General features: G+C 61.7%; 18 protein-coding genes. 15 read left to right on the forward strand and 3 right to left on the reverse strand.

The window, feature by feature from the left end; translation table 11 throughout:
• Positions 1–189: 189 nt before the first annotated feature.
• Positions 190–5136, forward strand: coding sequence for an alpha-2-macroglobulin family protein (locus tag PI739_RS15405; RefSeq protein ID WP_054081953.1), 4947 nt, complete (start codon positions 190–192; stop codon positions 5134–5136).
• 312 nt (positions 5137–5448) lie between these two features.
• Here PI739_RS15405 and PI739_RS15410 read toward each other — a convergent pair whose 3' ends face one another.
• A complete protein-coding gene (locus PI739_RS15410) occupies positions 5449–5742 on the reverse strand; it encodes a hypothetical protein (RefSeq protein WP_003307908.1) in 294 nt (97 codons plus the stop codon).
• Between the two features lie 95 nt (positions 5743–5837).
• On the opposite strand from PI739_RS15410, the gene pbpC reads away from it, so the two are divergent.
• The gene (pbpC, locus tag PI739_RS15415; protein ID WP_054081952.1) at positions 5838–8186 is read left to right on the forward strand and encodes a peptidoglycan glycosyltransferase PbpC; all 2349 of its coding nucleotides are present in this window, start codon (positions 5838–5840) and stop codon (positions 8184–8186) included.
• Positions 8187–8312: 126 nt separating this feature from the next.
• Here the strand turns inward: pbpC and PI739_RS15420 are convergent, their stop codons facing one another.
• Positions 8313–8720 (reverse strand): response regulator, encoded by a 408-nt coding sequence (locus tag PI739_RS15420; RefSeq protein ID WP_003368825.1) that lies wholly within the window; start codon positions 8718–8720, stop codon positions 8313–8315.
• Positions 8721–8761: 41 nt separating this feature from the next.
• Positions 8762–9001, reverse strand: a complete 240-nt coding sequence (locus PI739_RS15425) for a Flp family type IVb pilin (protein ID WP_054081951.1) — start codon at positions 8999–9001, stop codon at positions 8762–8764.
• Positions 9002–9321: 320 nt separating this feature from the next.
• Between PI739_RS15425 and cpaB the strand changes: the two genes are divergently transcribed.
• The 13 genes from cpaB (at position 9322) to prmA (ending at position 22216) form a co-directional block, all read left to right on the forward strand.
• Entirely contained in the window at positions 9322–10281 is a 960-nt protein-coding gene (cpaB, locus tag PI739_RS15430; protein WP_054081950.1) for a Flp pilus assembly protein CpaB, read from the forward strand.
• Between the two features lie 20 nt (positions 10282–10301).
• The gene (locus PI739_RS15435) at positions 10302–11552 is read left to right on the forward strand and encodes a type II and III secretion system protein family protein (RefSeq protein WP_054081949.1); all 1251 of its coding nucleotides are present in this window, start codon (positions 10302–10304) and stop codon (positions 11550–11552) included.
• The gene (locus PI739_RS15440; RefSeq protein WP_003368829.1) at positions 11549–12739 is read left to right on the forward strand and encodes a CpaE/TadZ family protein; all 1191 of its coding nucleotides are present in this window, start codon (positions 11549–11551) and stop codon (positions 12737–12739) included. The genes PI739_RS15435 and PI739_RS15440 overlap by 4 nt, the downstream gene beginning before the upstream one ends.
• Positions 12739–13995 carry a TadA family conjugal transfer-associated ATPase gene (locus PI739_RS15445; RefSeq protein ID WP_003368830.1) on the forward strand — a complete coding sequence of 419 codons (1257 nt, stop codon included), beginning with the start codon at positions 12739–12741 and terminating at the stop codon, positions 13993–13995. Before PI739_RS15440 ends, PI739_RS15445 begins: the two co-directional genes overlap by 1 nt.
• An 18-nt stretch (positions 13996–14013) precedes the next feature.
• On the forward strand, positions 14014–14898 hold the full coding sequence (locus tag PI739_RS15450; protein WP_044309561.1) for a type II secretion system F family protein: 885 nt from the start codon (positions 14014–14016) through the stop codon (positions 14896–14898).
• A 1-nt stretch (position 14899) separates the two neighbouring features.
• Entirely contained in the window at positions 14900–15784 is an 885-nt protein-coding gene (locus tag PI739_RS15455) for a type II secretion system F family protein (RefSeq protein WP_003431722.1), read from the forward strand.
• Between the two features lie 35 nt (positions 15785–15819).
• Positions 15820–16557 (forward strand): tetratricopeptide repeat protein, encoded by a 738-nt coding sequence (locus PI739_RS15460; RefSeq protein WP_054081948.1) that lies wholly within the window; start codon positions 15820–15822, stop codon positions 16555–16557.
• The gene (locus PI739_RS15465) at positions 16554–16826 is read left to right on the forward strand and encodes a DUF3613 domain-containing protein (protein ID WP_003431725.1); all 273 of its coding nucleotides are present in this window, start codon (positions 16554–16556) and stop codon (positions 16824–16826) included. Before PI739_RS15460 ends, PI739_RS15465 begins: the two co-directional genes overlap by 4 nt.
• Before the next feature lie 105 nt (positions 16827–16931).
• Positions 16932–18719 (forward strand): protein-disulfide reductase DsbD, encoded by a 1788-nt coding sequence (locus tag PI739_RS15470; protein WP_271352012.1) that lies wholly within the window; start codon positions 16932–16934, stop codon positions 18717–18719.
• 129 nt (positions 18720–18848) lie between these two features.
• Positions 18849–19301 (forward strand): type II 3-dehydroquinate dehydratase, encoded by a 453-nt coding sequence (gene aroQ, locus PI739_RS15475; protein WP_002555369.1) that lies wholly within the window; start codon positions 18849–18851, stop codon positions 19299–19301.
• Between the two features lie 76 nt (positions 19302–19377).
• A complete protein-coding gene (gene accB, locus PI739_RS15480; protein ID WP_054081946.1) occupies positions 19378–19839 on the forward strand; it encodes an acetyl-CoA carboxylase biotin carboxyl carrier protein in 462 nt (153 codons plus the stop codon).
• A 17-nt stretch (positions 19840–19856) separates the two neighbouring features.
• The gene (gene accC / locus PI739_RS15485) at positions 19857–21200 is read left to right on the forward strand and encodes an acetyl-CoA carboxylase biotin carboxylase subunit (RefSeq protein ID WP_003368837.1); all 1344 of its coding nucleotides are present in this window, start codon (positions 19857–19859) and stop codon (positions 21198–21200) included.
• 137 nt (positions 21201–21337) lie between these two features.
• Positions 21338–22216 carry a 50S ribosomal protein L11 methyltransferase gene (prmA, locus tag PI739_RS15490; RefSeq protein WP_003431729.1) on the forward strand — a complete coding sequence of 293 codons (879 nt, stop codon included), beginning with the start codon at positions 21338–21340 and terminating at the stop codon, positions 22214–22216.

Genomic DNA, 22216 nt, shown 5'->3' on the forward strand with positions numbered 1-22216 from the left:
TTTTGGGGTCAGTCCACAACGTGTGAGTGCATTTCGTGACGCTCTGCGTCACCCGCTGCATGCCAACGCGCAATGGCACGATAGTCAGTCCGCTCGATATGTGACCTTACTGGTCAATCTGACAGTAATACTTGTCATCACGACTGTTATATAGTCGCATCCTCTCTACCGTTGCCGATGAGTGCCCCCATGTTAAACAAAGGATTGTTTCTGGCTTGCGCGCTTGCGCTGTTGAGCGCCTGTGATTCTTCTTCCACGGATAAACCCGCGCCTGCCACGGCCCCCACGACCCAGGCAACGGTCAACGACAAAAAGCCCAAACCCGCAGTCGACCTGGCCGCGCTGAGCAAGCGCTACGCAGGCCGCGAACTGACGGTCATCGACGTGTCGGAAATCCAGGTCGACGGCGCAAGCACCCTGTCGGTGAGCTTCTCGGTCCCGCTCGACCCCGAACAGAAATTCGACGAAAAACTTCACCTGGTGGACAGCAAGAACGGCAAGGTCGACGGTGCCTGGGAACTATCGGATAACCTCATGGAATTGCGCCTGCGCCACCTGGAGCCGCAGCGCAAACTGGTCCTGACCGTCGATGCCGGTCTGCTGGCCGTCAACAAGGCCAAACTTGCCGCCGAATACATCAGCCGCCTGGAAACCCGCGACTTGCAGCCCTCGGTCGGTTTCGCCAGCCGTGGCAGCCTGTTGCCAACCCGTCTGGCCGAGGGCCTGCCGGTGATCGCGCTGAACGTCGACAAGGTGGATGTCGAGTTCTTCCGCATCAAACCCGACTCGATGCCGAATTTCCTCGCCCAGTGGGACGGCGCGTCGAGCCTGTCCAGCTACAGCTCCGAAGAACTGCTGCCCATGGCCGAACTGGTCTACAGCGGCCGCTTCGACCTCAAGCCCGCGCGCAACACCCGTGAAACCCTGCTGCTGCCGATTGCCGGTATCAAGCCCCTGCAACAGCCAGGTGTTTATCTGGCGGTGATGCGCGCCTCGGGCACCTACAGCTACTCGCAGCCGGCCACCCTGTTGACGCTCAGTGACATCGGCCTGTCGGTGCACCGTTACAGCAACCGTCTGGACGTCTTCACTCAAGCGCTCGAGGGTGGCAAGGCGCTGAGTGATATCAGCGTCGATGTGTATGACGACAACGGCAAGGTCGTCGCCCAGGGCAAGACCGACAGCGACGGCCACGCGCAACTGCCATTGCCTGCCAAGGCTGCCGTGGTACTGGCGCACAAGGACGAACAGACCAGCATGCTGCGCCTCAACAGCTCGGCACTGGACCTGGCCGAGTTCGATATCTCCGGCCCGCAGGCTCACCCGCTGCAGTTCTTCATCTTCGGCCCGCGCGACCTGTATCGCCCCGGCGAAACCGTGCTGCTCAACGGCCTGCTGCGCGACAGCGACGGCAACACCGTCAAGCCGCAGCCCATCACCGTCGAAGTGCGCCGTCCCGATGATCAGGTCAGCCGCAAATTCGTCTGGGAAGCCGACAGCAACGGTTTCTACCAGTATCAATTGCCGCTTGCCGACGAAGCGCCCACCGGACGCTGGCAACTGATGTTCGACCTGGGTGACGGCAAACCGCAGCTCTACGAGTTCAAGGTTGAGGACTTCCTGCCCGAGCGTCTGGCGCTGGAACTCAAGGGCAGCGACACGCCGGTGGCGCCTGCTGACAACCCGCAATTCGATATCACTGGCCGCTACCTGTACGGCGCCCCCGCTTCGGGCAATACGCTGACCGGTCAGGTCTATGTCCGCCCGCTGCGCGAGGCGGTGCCGAAGCTGCCGGGTTATCAGTTCGGCTCGATCACCGAGGAAGACCTCAAGCATGATCTGGAGCTTGAGCCCGTCACCCTCGATGCCGAAGGTCATTCGACGCTCGCCGTGCAGAGCGAGTGGGCGCAGGCCAAATCGCCGCTGCAACTGATTCTGCAAGCCAGCCTGCAAGAGTCTGGCGGGCGGCCGATCACCCGTCGTCTGGTGCAGCCGATCTGGCCTGCCGAACACCTGCCCGGCGTGCGTGCACTGTTCGGCAGCAGCACGGGTGGTGATGACTACGACAACGAGGCCAAGGGCGAAGCGCAGACCAACGGCGACGGCCCGGCCGATTTTGAAATAGTCATGGCCGACGCGGCGGGCAACAAGCTGGGCGCTGACAACGTGAAAGTCCGGCTGATCCGCGAGCGTCGCGATTACTACTGGAACTACTCGGCCGACGACGGCTGGAGTTACCACTTCAACGAGAAATTCCTCAACCTCAACGAAGAAACCGTCAGCATCACCAAGGACGCCACCGCCAAGGTCAGCTTCCCGGTCGAATGGGGTCCTTACCGTGTCGAGGTGGAAGACCCGTCCACCGGAATGGTCAGCAGCCTGCGCTTCTGGGCCGGTTATCGCTGGCAGGACAACACTGACGGCGGCGCGGTCAGACCGGATCAGGTCAAGCTGGCGCTGGACAAACCGGCCTACAACGATGGCGACACCGCGAAAGTCACTGTCACCCCGCCGGCTGCGGGCAAGGGTTATCTGTTGGTCGAGTCCAGCGAAGGTCCGCTGTGGTGGCAGGAAATCGACGTGCCTGCCGAAGGCAAATCGTATGACATCCCGCTGGACAAAAAATGGGCACGCCACGACCTGTACGTCACCGCTCTGGTGATACGTCCCGGTGAACGCAAGGCCAATGTCACACCCAAGCGCGCCGTGGGTGTGCTGCACCTGCCGCTGGACCGGGCGCAGCGCAAGCTGGCGCTGACGGTCACCGCGCCGGAGAAAATGCGCCCCAGACAACCCCTGACCCTCAAGGTCGCCGCCAAAAATGCTGACGGCAGCGTCCCCAAACAAGTCCACGTGCTGGTATCGGCGGTGGACGTCGGCATCCTCAACATCACCAGCTACGCAACGCCCGATCCGTTTGCCAGCCTGTTTGGCCGCAAGCAGTACGGAGCCGACCAACTGGACATCTACGGTCAGCTGATCGAAGCCGGTCAGGGGCGCCTGGCAAGCATGGCGTTCGGTGGTGATGCACTGGCGAAGGGCGGCAAACGTCCGGACACCAGCGTCACCATCGTGGCGTTGCAAAGTGCGCCGGTGACGCTCAATGACGCCGGTGAAGGTGAAGTCAGCGTCGATATCCCGGACTTCAACGGCGAGCTGCGCGTAATGGCTCAAGCCTGGACCGACGACCGCTACGGTATGGCCGAGGCGAAAACCGTGGTTGCCGCGCCGATCATCGCCGAACTGTCGACGCCGCGCTTTCTTGCCGGTGGCGACCAGACCAGCGTGGCGCTGGACGTCTCCAACCTGTCGGGCAAGGCACAGAAGCTGGACGTGAAAATCAGCGCTGAGGGCCAGTTGAGCATTCCGGGCGGCGACCAGAGCAAGCCCCTGCAGCTCAAGGAAGGCCAGCGCGTCACCCTGAAGGTTCCGGTGCTGGCGCAAGGCGGCCTGGGTCAGGGCAAGATCAAGGTGCTGGTCGAAGGTCTGGACCTGCCGGGCGAAAACCTGCCGGCCTTCACACGCGAATGGACCGTCGGCGTACGCCCGGCCTACCCAGCAATGCTCAAGCATTATCGCGCCACGCTCAATGATCAGCCCTGGAGCCTGCCGGAGGGCGCGCTGGAAGCGTTCGAACCGGCCGGTCGTGAGGCGCTGCTGTCGTTGTCGAGCCGTCCGCCCTTGAACCTCGGCGAACAGATTCGCGCATTGAAAGCCTACCCCTACGGCTGCCTGGAACAGACCGCCAGCGGTCTATACCCGTCGCTGTATGCCGATGCCGCAACCCTCAAACGCCTGGGCCTGACCGGCGAAACGGATGCCGAACGCAAGCGCAAGGTCGAGATCGGCATCGAGCGGCTGCTGGGCATGCAACGTTACAACGGCAGTTTTGGCCTGTGGGGCTCGGACAGCGACGAGGAATACTGGCTGACGGCGTATGTCACAGACTTCCTGCTGCGCGCCCGCGATCAGGGCTTTGCCGTGCCGCCGGATGCACTGAAGAAAGCCAGTGAACGCCTGCTGCGTTATCTGCAGGATGCCGGCCAGATTCAGGTCAATTACAGCCAGAACGCCGAACATACGCGCTTCGCCGTGCAAGCCTATGCCGGGCTGGTGCTGTCGCGCAGTCAGCAGGCACCGCTCGCCGCCTTGCGCAGCGTGTTCGACCGCCGCAGTGACGCCCGCTCCGGCCTGCCATTGGTGCAATTGGCCGTCGCGCTGGAGAAGATGGGCGACAAACCCCGCGCCGACCAGGCCCTGATGGCGGGTCTGGCCGCCAGCCGCAAGAATGAATGGCTGGCCGACTACGGCAGTTCGCTGCGTGATCAGGCGTTGATACTGGCATTGCTGGAAGAAAACGACCTCGCCAAAGACAAGCGTGATGAGCGCCTATTCGCCTTGGCGGATGAGGTGGCGGCCAATCGTTACCTGTCGACCCAGGAAAGCAATTCACTGTTCATGGCTGGCCGTAACCTGCTGGGCAAACCGGAAAAAGACTGGACCGCCAGCATTGTCAGCGGCACTCAAAACCGCGAACTGAGCAACCGGCAGCCGGGCCTCAAGCTGGACGGTTCGCTGCTGGCCTCGCCGCTTTCGGTGCACAACCAGAGCGGCGAAGCGCTTTACCAGCAACTGACCGTCTCCGGTTATCCCACCCAGGCGCCTGTAGCGGGTGGCGAAAACCTGAGCATTCGCCGCGAGTACCTGAACCTGAGCGGCGCACCGCTGAACATCGGCGCCTTGAAAACCGGGCAACTGGTGCTGGTGCACTTGGAAATCGGTGCCAAACAGCGCGTCCCGGATGCGCTGGTGGTGGACCTGCTGCCTGCAGGCCTGGAGCTGGAAAACCAGAACCTGGCGCAAAGCGCGGCAAGCCTGGAAGACGCCAGCGAGGAGGTGAAAACCATCCGCGAATCGATGGAAAACGCCGGGATCAAGCATCAGGAATATCGTGGCGACCGCTACGTGGCAGCCCTGGACATCGACGGCAGCAGCACTGTGCACTTGCTCTACCTGGCGCGAGCCGTCACCCCGGGCACCTACCGCATACCGCCGCCGCAGGTCGAATCCATGTACCGCCCGAACTGGCAAGCCCTGGGCGAAGCGCCAGCGCAGATGGTGGTGAAGGGAAAATGATCGCCAATTGATTGGAATGCATGACAGTGGAAGCAAGCTTGCTCACAAAGGGGCCGACGCACCACAGATCCAGTAGGAGCGACCGGGGCGGCGATCCGCATTGTTCACGAAAGGACCGGTACAGGCTTCGGAAACAGCGTGCCCGAACCATCGTCTTCGCGAGCAAGCGAAGCGTCGCCCGGCTCGCTCCCACAAAGGCCTCACTGCATCGACAGCAATGGTGGTTCTTCGGTGTATCTACGTGGGAGCGAGCTTGCTCGCGAAGGCGTCGCCCCGTTCACCCACCATGGCGGCAGGCTAGCCTTCAACGCATCAATGAATGATCCAGCTCAGCAACCAGAGGCCCAGCGCCAGCCAGATGATGCCAAGGATGATCGAAGCGCGCATGAAGGCGCGGACCGCCGAGTACAGCAGCATCAGGCCGATGACCAGTGCGATGATGCTGATCAGCGAGGTGTCCATGCCCAGCGTGCGGGACAAGCCATCGACAAAATTTCCCCCAGCATGGGTAAACCCGTTGAACAACCACGCCAGACCGTCGACAAAGAAGCGAATGATCGCGCCGATGGCCTGCCCGAGCCATTCAAAAAAGCCTTCTACCTGCATATGTACGTCCTGATTGGGGTCGTGAAGAAAATGGTCTGTTCGCTTTGGCTGTCGCAATGCGTGTCAGGTTCCGTGGATCATAAAGGCTCTTTGCGTTGAAACCTGAATTTCTTCTGCGCCTGCCGCGAACATTCAAGTGGCTGGCGGGCGCGATCATGCTGCTGATCGCCCTCCTCTGGCTGGCCGACCGACTTTGGCCGCTGCCACTGCCCAGAGACGATCTGGCTCGCGTCGTCCTGGCCGAGGACGGCACGCCACTGTGGCGCTTTGCCGACGCCAATGGCGTGTGGCGCTACCCGGTCAGCAACGAGCAGGTCTCGCCCTACTACCTCGAAGCCCTGCTGACCTACGAAGACCGCTGGTTCTACAGCCATCCCGGGGTTAATCCGCTGGCGCTGTTACGCGCCACCTGGCAAAACCTCAGCGGTGCCCGTGTAGTCTCGGGTGGCAGCACGCTGTCGATGCAAGTGGCGCGGTTGCTCGATCCGCATTCACGCACGCTATCCGGCAAGTTTCGTCAGCTGTGGCGTACGCTGCAGCTTGAGTGGCACCTGTCCAAGGATCAGATCCTCAGTCTGTACCTCAATCGCGCCCCGTTCGGCGGCACACTGCAAGGCGTCGCAGCCGCCAGTTGGGCCTATCTGGGCAAGTCGCCGCAGAACCTGACCCGCGCCGAGGCAGCATTGCTGGCGGTGCTGCCACAGGCGCCAAGCCGCCTGCGTCCTGATCGCCACCCGCAGCGGGCGCAGCAGGCCCGCGACAAGGTGCTGAGGCGCCTGGCAGAGTTTCAGGTGTGGCCGCAAGCAAGCGTGAACGAAGCACTGGAAGAGCCTTTGTGGCTGGCACCGCGACAGGAACCGAGCCTGGCGCCGTTGCTGGCCCGACGCCTGAATCGCCCCAACAGCCCGCCACTGATCCGCACCACGCTGGACGCCTCACTGCAACGGCGCATGGAAGACCTGCTGATGGGCTGGCGCGCACGACTCCCGGAGCGAACGTCGGCAGCGATTCTGGTGGTCGAGGCGGAAAACATGGCCGTGCGCGCGTACGTCGGCTCGGTGGACATCAACGACGCCAAGCGTTTCGGCCATGTGGACATGGTCACTGCCCTGCGTTCGCCGGGCTCGACGCTCAAGCCGTTCCTGTACGGCATGGCCATGGACGCCGGGCTGATCCACTCCGAATCCCTGATGCAGGATGTACCGCGGCGCTATGGCGACTATCGACCAGGCAACTTTTCGAGCGGTTTCGGCGGGCCGGTGGCGGCCAGTTCGGCGCTGTCGATGTCGCTCAACCTGCCTGCCGTGCAATTGCTCGAGGTCTACGGGCCGAAGCGCTTCGCCGCCGAACTGCGCAATGGCGGCGTCCCCCTGACCCTGCCGCCGCTGGCCGAGCCGAGTCTGGCACTGATTCTTGGCGGCGCAGGCAGTCGGTTAGAGGACTTGGTGACAGGCTACAGCGCCTTCGCGCGCGGCGGGCGCAGTGCCGATGTTCGACTGCAACCGCAGGACCGACTGCGTGAACGGCGGATGATGTCACCGGGCGCTGCGTGGATCATTCGACGCATTCTCAGTGGCCAGTCGCGCCCGGACATCGACCCGCGCGCCGAGCTGGTACAGCGCCCGCAACTGGCCTGGAAAACCGGCACCAGCTATGGCTTCCGCGATGCCTGGGCGATTGGCGTCGGGCCGCGTTTCCTGGTCGGTGTCTGGATCGGTCGGCCGGATGGCACACCGGTGCCAGGGCAGTTCGGGCTGGCGTCGGCGGCGCCGCTGATGCTTCAGGTGCACGATGTGCTGGTCAATCGCGACAGTCAGCGCGGGATCGCCGCACCGGTGCAACCCGTGCCGCAGAACGTCGGTGTGGCCGCCATCTGCTGGCCGCTGGGTCAACCGATGAGCAAAAGCGACCCCAATTGCCGTCGCCAACGTTTCGCCTGGACGCTTGACGGCACCACGCCGCCCACCCTGCAAGCGGCCGACCAACCGCTCGGGCTGGGTTTGCAGGAACGTGTCTGGGTCAATGCCAAGGGGCTACGCGTCGCGGCCAATTGCCCGGACGCCCGAGCGCAGGACATCGCGCTGTGGCCTGCGCCTCTTGAGCCCTGGCTGCCCAGAGCAGAGCGGCGTGATGCACGCCTGCCGCTCGCTGACCCGGATTGCCCACCGCAGAACCTGAACCTGGCGCCCCCGCTGAGCATTGTCGGCGTGCGCGAAGGCGACAACCTGCGCCTGCCTGCCGCCAGTCGTCAGGCTTTACGCCTCACGCTCTCGGCGCTCGGCGGCAGTGGCCATCGCTGGTGGTTTATCGATGGCAAACCTCTGGCAGACACCGACACCCGGCAAGACTTCACCCCCACCCTGAGTAAACCGGGGCGTTATCAGTTAAGCGTGCTGGACGAGAGCGGCCAGACGGCGCGGGTTGAATTCAGCGTGGTGGAGTGAACGCAGACGGGTGTGACGCAGAGCGTCACGAAAGGCGTTCCCACGCTGGAGCGTGAGGAACGCTAGCCCTTTAACTATCGTACCCATGCTCCAGCGTGATCATGCTGCAGGGCGCGATGCCTGTCGTCACTGAACCTGGAAAACCTTCGGCTCGGGAAACAGGTTGTTGAGGGTTTCCAGCAAACGGACGTGATAGATCGGTTTGCGGAACAGGTCGAGCACATGCAGGCGCAGCAAATCGCTGACGTCATCCATGTCGGCATGGCCGGAGGTGACGATAACGGGCAAATGCTGGCGTGAGGTGTGATCGCGCAGATGGCGAATCAACTGGATGCCGCTTTCCTCGGGCATACGCAGGTCAGTGATTACCAGCGCGATATCCGGATGAATGGTCAACTGGTGCAGGGCCATCTTGACGGAAGACGCCGTGAAACAGCAGAACCCCTCACCTTCGAGCAGTTCTGCCAATTCCTCGTTTGCGTCCTCTTCGTCATCAACCAGAAGCAGTTGTTGGCGGATGGGGTGGACAGCCATGTGGTTATCTCAACAGGGTGAACTCATAGCGCAATCATAGACTACCCCGCCGTAGGTGTGGAGGTCCCAGGCGTTGTACCCGTCGTGGTACCCGTCAAGGCAGTCTGAATTTTTGTGAAAATCGCCCCCACACTTGTGCTGATCGTTGGAACAAAAGCAATCAACGCCACGGCAACCATCGCCGCTACCAAAGCGTATTCAATACCTGACGCCGCTTCACGATCCCTCAAAAAACAACTGATCCGGGTATAGGCGCCTACATAAATCTTGGTCAGGAACATCTCATTTCTCCTTGCGCCTCCGAGACGCGAACATGCATGACACATGCGAAACTGTGTGCACCTCCAGCATTGTCTCCAATCCATAAACCCACAATCGCAACAAAGCATTAACCAGAAAGTTATAACCCCTGCACATGCCCCAAAACAAAGGCTTCAAACGGAGTCTCGTCAGCAAAAAACCCTTACACACCAAAGCATAATGGCGCTTTTGAATGAATGAGCTAATGTCACTAAAAGCCGTTATGCCGTTCACCGTTGCTTGGTTTAAAAGTTGATGCACCGGTTCGAGAATGTCCTGCGATGACAAAGGGAAACTTGCCATGAGCAGTCGTGTCACCATGGTGCTCGCTGTAGTGTTTTTGCTGGGTGCGTTAATCGCTGGGTATCTGGGAATTATTGTCGGCAGACCAACCGAAGTGTCTGTTGATGCCCCACAATCGGCACCACCTGTAACCACCGAACAAACCACCCCGCCCGCTCCGACTCCGCCCGTCGAGGATGCTGTGCGTCACAACGTTGTGGTGCTGGCGCGGGATGTTCCTGCCTACACCGCAATCATGGCCGATGACCTGACCATCGAGCGCCTCAAGGTCGCCCCACCCGGTAGCTTTGAAGCCATCGACAAGATTGTCGGGCGCAGCAGCTGGCGCACGCTGACCGCCGGGAGCTGGCTCACCGAGAGCAGCTTCGACACAGGCGGCACCCTGGCGCGGATGATTCGGCCACATGAGCGGGCCCTGGCGTTGCAGGTCGATGAAGTGACGGGCGCCTCCGGACAACTCAGCCCCGGCGACTACGTGGATGTACTGCTTTACCTGCCTGAGGACGTGAGCAATCCGAATCGGTCGAGCCAGGTCGTGGTGCCTGCCCTGCGGATTCTCGGCGTTGGCGCGCTGCTCGGTCCGGACCGCAACGGCAAGCCGGTGCAGGACCTCAACGCTGACGAACGCCTCAAACAGGAGCAGCAGCGAATCAACGCGCGAACCGTCACGGTCGCGGTGCCGCAGGCCCTGGTGGCGCGCCTGATGCTGGCGTCGCAAACCGGTGTTCTGCGTCTGGCCGTGCGCAGCGCCGACGAGGGCAACCTGCAGGATTACTGGGCCAACGAAGCCGGCGGCCCTGACGCTGCCGAGCGACTCGATTCAGCCAACCGCCAACTGGTCAGCTTCAGACAACTGAGCCTGGGGCCGGCCAGCGCGCCAACAGCAGGCGCAACCCCGCGTACGTCTCGCGCTGTCGAGGTCATACGCGGTAACCAGATCACGCAACAAACTCCCTGATTGAGCAAGGATTGCATTTGATGAGCTGTTGTTCCGTGCCAGTTATAAAACCCCGGCTGCTGGCGTTAGTCATTGCAGCACTGTCCGCGCCAGGCGCGTGGGCCGCTTCGGGCAATTGTGCCGGCCTTGCCGCCATGCCGGCGGCCGTGGAAATCGACCAGGGCATTCAACGGGAGGTGCGCTCTGCGGTGCCCATCACCCGCATCGCCGTGGGTGATCCGAAAATCGCCGATGTGCACGTCAACGGCACCGACGGTTTTCTGTTGACCGGCGTCGCGCAGGGTACGACCAGCCTGATGGTCTGGACGGCCTGCGCAAGTGCGCCGCGCCAGAGCATGGTCTTCGTGCGTGGCCGGGCGACGACAGCCATGGTCGAGAGTGTCACTGCGCCGTCTGCCGATGCGCAGTTACCCAGCCAGGTGCAGACCGACATTCGCTTTATCGAAGTCAGCCGCACCAAGCTCAAGGAAGCCAGTACCTCGATCTTTGGCAAGGGCTCGAACAACTTTCTGTTCGGCGCGCCCGGCACGGTGCCGGGTGTCAACGTCACGCCCGGCACCGTCAGCGGCACAAAGCCAAACATTCCGCTGAACAACAGCAATTTCAATATCGTCTGGGGCGGTGGCAGCAGCAAAGTGCTGGGCATGATCAACGCCATGGAAAACAGCGGCTACGCCTACACCCTGGCACGCCCCAGCCTAGTCGCTCTCAACGGGCAAAGCGCGAGCTTTCTGGCCGGCGGCGAATTCCCGGTGCCGGTGCCCAATGGTGAAGGCAACGGCATCTCCATCGAGTACAAGGAGTTCGGTGTGCGCCTGACCCTGACCCCGACAGTCGTGGGCCGGGACCGGATTCTGCTGAAGGTCGCACCGGAAGTCAGCGAGCTGGACTTCTCGGCCGGTATCACCATCGCCGGGACCACTGTGCCGGCACTCAACATCCGTCGCACCGACACCAGCATTGCGCTTGCCGACGGCGAGAGCTTCGTGGTCAGCGGCCTGATCAGTTCCAGCAACAGCGGCTCGGTGGACAAGTTTCCCGGCCTCGGCGACATCCCGATTCTCGGTGCATTTTTCCGCAGCTCGCAAATCCAGCGCGACGAGCGCGAACTGCTGATGATCGTCACCCCGCATCTGGTCCAGCCACTGGCCGCCAACGCCCGCCTGCCGTCACTGCCAGGCGAGGGGCTGCGCACCTATGACCCGAGCTTCCCGCGTCTGTATTTTCTGGAAAACGGCGATTTCGACCGCCGCGACGGATTATCCAAATGAGCCAGAGCCTGAGCCAGACCTTCCTGGCAATCACCCGTAACAATACCGACCTGGAGTGGCTGCAAAGTGCTCTGGGTTCGCTGGGTCAGGTGGTCAGTGCCGGTACGGGCAGCCTCGACGACCTCCTGGCGCTGGTGGACGTGACGTTTGCCAGCGTGGTGTTCGTCGGGCTCGACCGTGAGCATTTGATGACTCAGAGCGCCCTGATCGAAAGTGCGCTGGAAGCCAAGCCGATGCTGGCCATCGTTGCGCTCGGCGATGGCATGGACAACCAGTTGGTGCTTAACGCCATGCGCGCCGGGGCCAGGGACTTCGTTGCCTACGGGTCCCGCTCCAGTGAGGTCGCCGGCCTGGTCAGACGTCTGAGCAAGCGCCTTCCCGCTGTGACGCCCAACCCGAACATGAGCGGCCTGTCGGTGCTGTACGGTGTGCAAAGCGATGACGACGGGGCCTTGATCGCGACGCACCTGGCGATGGTCGTGCACAAGACCGGCCAGCGCACGCTGCTGCTGGACCTCGGCCTGCCACGCGGCGACAGCCTGTTGATGCTCGGTCTTGAATCGACCTTCAGCTTCGGTGACGCCCTGCGCCATTTGCGCAGGCTCGATGCAACGCTGATCGACAGCGCCTTCACCACCAGCGAAAGCGGCCTGCGCATTCTGGCCTACAGCGAAGCCGACGATCATCTGGAACAGTCCAGCGCCGCCGAGCTTTATATGCTGCTCAGCGCACTGCGCCAGCATTTTCAGCATGTGGTCGTGAACCTGGTGGGTCAGCCGGACAGCGAGGCCTTGCGCTCGCTGGTCAGCCATTGCGATCAGTTGCTGTGGTACACCGACCAGAGCGTGCTGGGCTGTCGACGCAACCTGACGGTGCTCAACAACTGGCGCGAAAAAGGCATGAAAATGCAGCACGCCAGCCTGCTGGTCGATCGCTATCAGCGCTCGGTTGCACCCAATTCCGAAACCGTGAGCAAAACCTTCGGCCTGCCGGTGCTGGCGGTACTGCCGCTTGCCCCGGAGCTGCGTCTCAACGCCAAGAATCAGGGCGTGACGCTGTTCGAACTGGCCTCACGCGACGCTCTGTGCTCCGGGCTGCGGCGGCTTGGCGAGCATTTGGCACGGCATGCCGAGGCACGCGAGAAACCCGATCAGGGCTGGCTCGCTCGACTGTGGGGGAACCGGTAATGGCGGAGAAACTGTTTGGCGTCTCATCGCGCACGCAAGGCAAGCCTGACGAGGGGCAAGGCCTGAAACTGGTGCTGCACCGTTACATCATCGATGGCATGGAGGAAAGCGGCAAAAGCCTGCTCGAAGGCTCAAGGCCAGCCCTGGCGCAATTCGTCATCGACAAGGTGGCCGAATACGTCGCACGGCTGCGGCTGGCCATCTCGCGTTACGAAATGGAGCGCCTGGCTGAAGAGCTGGTCGATGAACTGACCGGCTTCGGCCCGCTGGAAGTGCTGCTGCGCGACACTTCGGTGACGGAAATTCTGGTCAACGGGCCAGGCAAGGTATTTGTCGAGCGCGATGGCGTGCTGCACCACACCGACCTGCGCTTTATCGATTCGCACCATGTCGAGCGCGTGATGCAGCGCATCCTGGCACCACTCGGGCGCCGCCTGGACGAATCCTCACCGATGGTCGATGCGCGTCTGCCCGATGGCAGCCGGGTCAACGCGATCATTCCGCCCATCGCGCTGGACGGCCCGTGTCTGTCGATCCGGAAGTTTCGCAAGGACATGCTCAAGAGCGCTGACCTGGTGGCCATGCAGACCATCGATCAGTCGATTTTCGAATTCTTCCAGGAGGCCGTCGGCAAACGCTGCAACATTCTGGTCAGCGGCGGCACCGGCACGGGCAAGACCACCATGCTCAATGTGCTGAGCCAGTTGATCGACAGCAATCAGCGCTTGGTCACCATAGAGGACGTCGCCGAGTTGCAGCTCAGTCACCCGCATGTGGTGCGCCTGGAAACCCGCCCGCCCAACGCCGAAGGGCATGGCGAGGTGCGCGCCAGCGACCTGATCCGCAACTCGCTGCGGATGCGCCCGGACCGCATCATCCTCGGCGAGATCCGCGGTGTCGAAGTGCTGGACGTGTTGACGGCGATGAACACCGGCCACGACGGTTCGATGAGTACCGTGCACGCCAACAATGCACAGGATGCCCTGCTGCGCCTGGAAACGCTGGTGGGCCTGACCGGGCGGCTGATCCCGGAAAAGACCCTGCGCCAGATGGTCTGCGCGGCACTGGATGTGATTATCCAACTGACGCGTCTGCCTGACGGGCGCCGCTGTGTCAGTGAAGTGGTGGAAGTGGTCGGCATACGCGATGACATCTATGTCACCAATACCCTGTTCCGCGTTGATCGTCGCACCGGGGTCGGCTTCATGCGCGAAGCGGCCCACGCTGCCGGCGACAAGCTGCGGCCTGGCTACTGACATGACCAGGGAGTCGGCATGAGTGCGTCACTGGTACTGGGCCTGATCTCCGTGATGCTGCTGATGGCGTCCATTCGCATGTTCTATCTGGCGCTCAACCAGGGTGCCAGTGAGCGGGTCAGGCAGCGGCTGATGGCCGGGCAAGTGCAACCCGTGGTCGAAAAGACCGGCTGGACCTACCTGGATCGGGCCTTTTTGCGCGCTGGGCTGGGACAGCCGACCAAGCGCGCGGGCCTGGCCTTGACGCTGTATGCGCTGCTGATACTGATCGGCTACGCAATGGCGGGGGGCGTCGGCGCGATCAGCGTCATGCTGGCGGTGCCTTTGACACTGCGCCTGTTCGTTTCATGGCGCTATGAGGTGCGCGTGCGCCGCATGATCCAGCAACTGCCGCAATTGCTCGACCATACCGTGCGCAGCCTCAAGTCCGGCAGAACCCTGGCCGACGCGGTACTGCACGGCATCGATGCCACGGACCAGCCGCTCAAGGACGGCATGAGCCGGATCGAGCGTAACGTACAGCTGGGCGTCAGCCTGCCGGATGCGGCGAGGGATTTTGCCGAACTGTATGAGCGCGACGAGTTTCACCTGTTCGCCATCGGCTTGCGGGTCAATCACCGTTATGGCGGCAATGCCAGCGAACTGATGGAAAACCTGATCAAGCTGATTCGCGATCGGGAACAGGCCGGTCGTCAATTGCGCGCCATGACCGGCGAAACCCGCATGACTGCGTTGGTGCTGGCCCTGCTGCCGATCACCATGGCCGGTTACTTTCTGGCGGTGAACCCCAGTTATCTGCTGCATATGTGGGACGACGACAGCGGCAAGATCATGCTGAGCATGGCCTTCGCGCTGCAGGTCACGGGCTGCGTGGTGCTGTGGCGCATGTTGAGGAGCATTTGAGATGGAACTGGTATTCGCTGCCATGATGCTTGCCGCTGCAGCATTTCTGCTGTTGTCCGGCGTAGCCCGTCAACGCCGCAATGAACGTCTGGTGGCCAGGCGCTTGAGGGGCCAGGTGATCCGCGAAAGCCGCATCGGCAGCCTGTTGCGCTTGCTCGGCGATACCCGCATAGGCCAACGCAGCATCAGCCTGGATTCGGAAACCCAGATACTGCTCAACCGCATCGGCTGGCGGCGCGCCAGCAAACGTTCATTGTTCGCGGCCTGCCAGGTCGGCGTTCCGGTCGGCCTGATGGTCATGGTCATCCTCGGCCAACTGCTGTTTTTCAAAGGCGTCCAGCAACCGCTCATCGCGCCGATCTTTGCCTTGGGAGTCGGTTATCTGCTGCCCAAGCGGATTCTGGCGGCCGCAGCTCGGCGCCGTCAGAAACAAGTGGTGGTGGAAATCTCTACCTTTATCCCGCTGCTGCGCATCCTGTTCGAGTCCGGTATGGCGGTCGAGCAGGCCCTTCGGGTGCTCAGCAACGAAGGCAAGGACCTGTTGCCGGTGCTGTCCGAGGAAATCCGCGTAGTGCTGGTGCGCGTCGACTCCGGCCTGGAGCTGGGCGAGGAACTGAGAAAAACCGCTGCCCTGCTGGCTGTCGACGAGTTGAGCGACACCTGCGTGATCCTCAATCAACTGATTCATCAGGGCGGCGGCGCGTTGAAGTCTCTGCTCATGCTCAAGCAACTGATCGACGACCGACGCCTGACCCGTCTGCAGGAATACATTTCCAAACTCTCGGCAAAGATGTCGGTGGTCATGATGGTGTTTCTGTTCCCCGCCCTGCTGATTGTGCTGGCCGGGCCAGGCTTCATGGCAATAAGCCGCGCACTGGGCAGTTGACCCGGTGTTACCCGTGGACGAAAGGACGCATTGCAATGAAACCAGTGATCGTACTACTCGGGCTGTTGTTGCTGGGCGGATGCGCCAGTGATGGTCGCCCCCTCTGGACGCAGACCACGGCTCAGCCGGGGCAGTGCCCCAAGCTGACCTCGGATCAGGAGTTTTCCCTGAATCTGGCTCAGAACATGGCCGATGAAGGCCGCCTGCATGCCAGCCTTGCCAATCTGGAAAGCCTGCCCGACAGCCTGGGCGAGGTTCGCCTGCGCAAGGCCCGGGTGTTGCGGCTTTTGGGCAGCAACGAGGCCGAGCCTCTGTACCGCAGCCTGCTGGGCACCTGCCGGGCAGCCGAGGGTGAGCATGGCCTAGGGCAACTGGCCGCAGCGCGTGGTGACAACACGCTGGCACAGCAACACCTGCTGATGGCCAGCAAACTGCAACCGACCGATGAAAAGATCCGTAATGACCTGGGCGTCGTCTACCTCAATCAGTTGAAACTGGAACAGGCACGCTTTCAGTTCCTGACGGCCATGGAGCTCAAACAATCGGACTCGCTGGCGGCGGTGAACCTGGCCACGCTGCTGATCTATCAGAATAACTGGACGCAAGCCGCCGAACTGGCGTCGCGGGCCGGGCTGACGCCTGAGCAGGTGACCGATGCCCAGGCGCGTACCGAGCAATTGCGGAAGCCCCCTGCCGCTCCTCTAGCATCTGCACGGCCCATTGCGAGCCTGACAGGGCAAAATGATCGTCAGTCCCAGGAGGTACGACCATGAAGCGCATCCTATTCACCGGGTGTGTACTGCTGTTGAGCGCAGGTGATGCCTGGGCAGACAACAATGAAACTGCGGCCTCTGAAACCAGACAGACCGAGACCTGGCTGCAGCTTCAAGCCAGCGGCAAGGCCGCTTCGCCGACGCCGCAGGTCAATACCGCGGCAGAACGTGACCTCAGCCTGCAACGCTGGCTGGACACGTATAAGTACAAGATCCCGGATTTTTACGACCAGGAAGCTGGTGGCAGCTTTTCCTCGGGCAAGAAATAATTCCGGCACGTCGTGGGCCTGCTGACACCCACTCTTACAACCTGCCCTCGGCACGCCGCCGGGCACTCCGTTATCATGCGCAGACTTTCGAGATTCGAGACTGCCATGCGCCGTTTGTTATGCCTGCTGTTATTGATCCTGGCCCTACCCGCCTCCGGCGCCGGTCTGCTGGACAGCCGACCTTCATCCACGCTGGGCGGCGGCTCGCTGGATAACAGCAAGGACTTCCTGCCAGTGCGTCAGGCCTTTCAGTTGAGCCTGATCGAAACGACGCAGGAGTCGATCAAGCTGAGGCTGGTCGCCACCGATGGCTACTACCTGTATCGCCACCGCTTTCAGTTCCGCACCGAGCCTGCCGACATCGGTCTTGGCGAAGCGCAACTGCCCAAGGGCGAGCAGAAACACGACGAGTATTTTGGCGATGTCGAGGTCTATCACGGCATTCTCGATATCGACCTGCCACGCAAACCCGGCGAACAGCGCCCCTTCACCCTCGCCGTCACGTACCAGGGCTGCGCCGACAAGGGCTTGTGCTATCCACCTGAAACCGAGCGTTTGAGCATTGGCGACGTAGCCGCCAGCCCGAGCGACCAGGCGTCTGCCAGCGCAGCCACAGCGGCCGCCTGGAGCTGGAAAGAACTGGCGCTGTTTTTTCTCGCGGGCGTAGGCCTGACCTTCACACCGTGTGTACTGCCGATGTTGCCAATTCTGTCCGGCGTGGTGCTGCGCGGCCAGGTTGGCGGGTTGCGCGGGCTGAGCCTGTCTCTGGCTTACGTACTGCCGATGGCGGCGTGCTTTGCCCTGCTGGGCGCGCTGATGGGTGTGTTCGGTGCAGGCCTTAACCTGCAGGCGCGCTTGCAATCGGCCTGGGTACTGGTGCCGTTCTCGGCATTCTTCGTGATCTTCGCCATTGCCATGTTCGGCGCCTTCGAACTGCGCCTGCCGCAGTCCATCAGCTCTCGTCTGGACCGTATCGCCGGCAAGACCCAGGGCGGTTCATTGTGGGGTGCAGCGGTGCTGGGCGTGGTCTCCAGCCTGTTGGTGTCACCTTGCGTATCGGCGCCTCTGGCCGGTGCGCTGTTGTATATCAGCGCCAGCGGCGATGCACTCGGCGGCGCTTTGAAACTGTTCGCGCTGGGCCTGGGCATGGGCGCGCCGCTGTTGCTGATCGCAACCGGCGGTGCCACATGGCTGCCGAAAAGCGGCCCTTGGCTGGTGACGGTTAAAAACGCCATCGGTGTGCTGCTGCTGGGGCTGGCTATCGGCCTGCTGAGCCGCGTACTGCCAGGGCAAGTCACGCTGTTGTTGGTGGGTCTGTTGTCGGCCGGTGTCGCACTGTTTCTCGGCACGCTGGAATTCAATGTCAAAACCACACGGCAGAAACTCGCCCAACTGCTGGGGCTGGCGCTGCTGGTCTATGCGCTGGCGTGCTGGTACGGCGCGCTGTCCGGGCACACCGACCCTATGCGCCCGCTGGGCCGCGAGTACGCCACGGCGAATAACGGAGCGGTAGCTCCGGCCGCCTCACAGTGGCAGACGATCACCACCTCCGCCGAACTGGACCGTGTGATGCAGGAAGCCCGGCGCGAGGGCAAACCGCTGGTGCTCGACTGGTATGCCGACTGGTGCATCAGTTGCAAGGTCATCGAACACGAAGTCCTGCCTGACCCGGGTGTGGTCGCCCGCTTGTCGGGTTACAAGCAGGTGCGTTTCGACATGACCGACAGCAACGCAGAGCAACGCGCCCTGCTTGACCGGTACAAGCTGTTTGGCCCGCCAGCGCTGCTTTTCTTCGATAAAAACGGCGAAGAACTGCAAACTGTACAGGTCGTCGGCGAAATCGACGCGGCAGGCCTGATCGAGCGTCTGAACAGCGCCAATGACCAAAACTGATCCCTGAGTCATAAACTTTGCGCGAATATCGCTCATTGTGCTGGCTACTGTTGTTAACTGGACAGTCCACTGCCCTTCCGGCATAGTCGCCGGGCGTAAACCGCTCGCAGACAATAAAAGGAACACGCAATGGCGACTATCCTGGTCCTACACGGGCCCAACCTGAACCTGCTGGGCACTCGGGAACCCGGGGTCTACGGCACTATCACCCTGCCTCAGATCAATCAGGACCTGGAGCAGCGCGCTCGCGATGCCGGTCACCATCTGATGTATCTGCAAAGCAACGCCGAGTACGAACTGATTGATCGCATTCACGCCGCTCGCGGTGAGGGTGTGGATTTTATTTTGATCAATCCGGCTGCTTTTACGCACACCAGCGTTGCAATACGTGACGCGCTGATGGGAGTGAGCATCCCATTCATCGAAGTGCATTTATCGAACGTGCACAAACGCGAACCTTTCCGCCATCACTCCTACTTTTCAGATGTCGCTGTAGGAGTGATCTGCGGCCTTGGCGCCAGCGGTTACCGACTGGCCCTGGAAGCCGCCCTGGAACAACTGGCCGCCAGTGCCAAGCCATGATGAGTCCAGCCTGAAGCTGACCATATGGCTTGAGCCGGCCGACACATTGCCCTTACAGAACCTTGGGAGTTGATTAATGGATATTCGCAAAGTCAAGAAACTGATCGAATTGCTGGAAGAGTCCGGCATCGACGAGCTGGAAATCCGTGAAGGCGAGGAATCCGTACGGATCAGCCGCCACAGCAAGACTCCGGCACAGCCTTACTACGCACCGGCTCCGGTTGCTGCACCTGCAGCCGCTCCGGTTCCGGCAGCAGCACCGGTTGCGGCCGCTGCAGAAGCGCCATCGGCTCCGAAACTGAACGGCTTTGTAGTCAAGTCGCCAATGGTCGGTACGTTCTACCGTACCCCGGCGCCTACTTCGCCTGCATTCGTTGAAGTCGGCCAGACCGTCAAGAAAGGCGACACCATCTGCATCGTCGAAGCGATGAAAATGATGAACCACATCCAGGCAGAAGCCAGCGGTGTGATCGAATCCATCCTGGTAGAAAACGGTCAGCCGGTTGAGTTTGACCAGCCGCTGTTCACAATCGTTTGACCCGGGGAGAGCCTGCGATGTTGGAAAAAGTTCTGATCGCCAACCGCGGCGAAATTGCCTTGCGCATCTTGCGTGCCTGTAAAGAACTGGGCATCAAGACCGTCGCTGTACACTCCACAGCAGATCGCGAGCTGATGCACCTGGGCCTGGCAGACGAAACCGTCTGCATCGGTCCGGCACCGGCCAATCTGTCCTACCTGAACATTCCGGCGATCATTTCGGCTGCCGAAGTGACCGGCGCCACGGCGATCCACCCGGGTTACGGGTTTCTCGCCGAGAACGCCGATTTCGCCGAACAGGTCGAAAAATCGGGCTTCGCTTTCATTGGTCCCAAAGCAGACACCATTCGCCTGATGGGCGACAAGGTTTCCGCCAAGGACGCCATGAAGCTGGCCAACGTGCCGACCGTTCCCGGTTCCGACGGCCCGCTGCCGGAAGACGAGGCCACCGCTCTGCGCATCGGTCGTGAAGTCGGTTACCCGGTGATCATCAAGGCCGCCGGTGGTGGCGGTGGTCGCGGCATGCGTGTGGTTCATCGCGAAGAAGACCTGATCGAAGCCGCTTCCCAGACCCGCGCCGAAGCAGCGGCCTGGTTCAGCAACCCGATGGTCTACCTGGAAAAATACCTGACCAACCCACGTCACGTGGAAGTCCAGGTAATTTCCGACGGTCAGGGCCAGGCCATTCACCTGGGCGATCGCGACTGCTCGCTGCAGCGCCGTCACCAGAAGGTTCTGGAAGAAGCGCCGGCACCGTTCATCGACGAAAAGGCGCGCGAGGATGTCCTGGCCGCCTGCGTCAAGGCGTGTATCGATATCGGCTATCGTGGTGCGGGTACTTTCGAGTTCCTGTACGAAAACGGTCGTTTCTACTTCATCGAAATGAACACCCGTGTTCAGGTGGAGCACCCGGTTTCGGAAATGGTCACCGGCATCGACATCGTCAAGGAGATGCTCAGCATCGCCGCTGGCAACAAACTGTCGTACACCCAGGATGACGTGGTCATCAAGGGTCATGCGCTGGAATGCCGGATCAACGCCGAAGACCCGAAGACCTTCGTGCCAAGCCCTGGTCTGGTCAAGCACTTCCACGCACCGGGCGGCAACGGTGTACGGGTCGATTCGCACCTGTACAGTGGCTACAAGGTACCGTCCAACTATGACTCGCTGATCGGTAAAGTGATCACTTGGGGCGCGACCCGCGAAGAAGCCATGGCACGCATGCGCAATGCTCTGGACGAAATCGTGGTCGACGGGATCAAGACCAACATCCCGCTGCACCGCGACCTGACCCGCGATGAAGGCTTCTGCGAAGGCGGAATCAACATCCACTACCTGGAGCACAAACTGGCCAATCAATAAGCCAGTCTGCTTCACCACGACAAAGCCGCAGTGATGCGGCTTTGTTGTTTGCAGCGCATAGCAGTAAACTTGCCCGCTTCCTGCGGCCGCACCGGCTGTACAAGCCGCACTTATTTCCAAATCGAAGGTAATCCGCCATGCCTTGGCTGCAAGTCCGTCTCGCCATCAGCCCAGAACAAGCCGAAACCTACGAAGACGCCCTTCTTGAAGTCGGCGCCGTGTCCGTGACCTTCATGGACGCCGAAGACCAGCCGATTTTCGAACCCGAACTCAATACCACGCCGCTGTGGGCGCACACCCACCTGCTCGCACTGTTCGAAGCCGACACCAATGCCGAAATGGCCCTGGCACACCTGAGCCTGCTGACCGGCGAAGAGTTACCCGAGCACAGCGCCGAAGTCATCGAAGATCAGGACTGGGAACGCAGCTGGATGGATAACTTCCAGCCGATGTGTTTCGGCAAGCGCCTGTGGATCGTGCCGAGCTGGCATGCCGCACCACAGCCGGACGCCGTGAACCTGTTGCTCGATCCGGGCCTGGCGTTCGGCACCGGGACCCACCCGACCACCGCGCTGTGCCTCGAGTGGCTGGACGGCCAGGACCTCGAAGGCTGCAACGTGCTGGATTTCGGCTGCGGCTCGGGCATTCTGGCCATCGCCGCACTGCTGCTGGGTGCCGAACAGGCCGTTGGTACCGATATCGACGTGCAGGCACTGGAAGCCTCTCGAGACAATGCCGGACGCAACAATATCGCGGCCGAACGCTTCCCGCTGTACCTGCCCGAGGATCTGCCGCCCCAGCAGGCCGACGTGCTGGTCGCCAACATTCTGGCTGGCCCGCTGGTTTCCTTGGCGCCGCAACTGGCAACCCTGATCAGGACCGGCGGACGCCTGGCACTGTCAGGCATTCTTGCCGAACAGGGTGAGGAAGTCGCGGCAGCCTATGCTGAAAGTTTTGATCTGGACCCGATCGCAAACCGAGATGGCTGGGTACGCATCACGGGTCGCCGCCGTTAA

It is taken from the genome of Pseudomonas cerasi (genome assembly GCF_027983475.1).
Lineage (GTDB): Bacteria > Pseudomonadota > Gammaproteobacteria > Pseudomonadales > Pseudomonadaceae > Aquipseudomonas > Aquipseudomonas cerasi.